This window comes from Type-D symbiont of Plautia stali, assembly GCF_001485335.1.
Classification (GTDB): domain Bacteria; phylum Pseudomonadota; class Gammaproteobacteria; order Enterobacterales; family Enterobacteriaceae; genus Pantoea; species Pantoea vagans_C.
The window spans coordinates 1-220 of sequence record NZ_BBOC01000232.1 but is presented as its reverse complement, the minus strand read 5'-3'; the positions used below and the strand labels follow the sequence as shown (position 1 = coordinate 220).

Here is a 220-nt window from a genome sequence, read left to right as displayed (position 1 = left end):
ATGGGGAGACCCCACACTACCATCGGCGCTACGGCGTTTCACTTCTGAGTTCGGCATGGGGTCAGGTGGGACCACCGCGCTAAAGCCGCCAGGCAAATCTGGTGCACGAAACGAATATTTTGCACTGCTGCTGCGTTGGCTGCGCTCGCGCTGCTCAGTCACATACTGATGTATGCTCCTTCACATCGTCTCGTTTGCCGCCTTGCTTCAGCACAAAACC

General features: G+C 56.8%; 1 rRNA gene. It reads right to left on the bottom strand.

The window, feature by feature from the left end:
- A 5S ribosomal RNA gene (gene rrf / locus PSSD_RS26140) occupies positions 1-93 on the bottom strand; the annotation flags it as partial.
- Between the last annotated feature and the right edge of the window lie 127 nt (positions 94-220).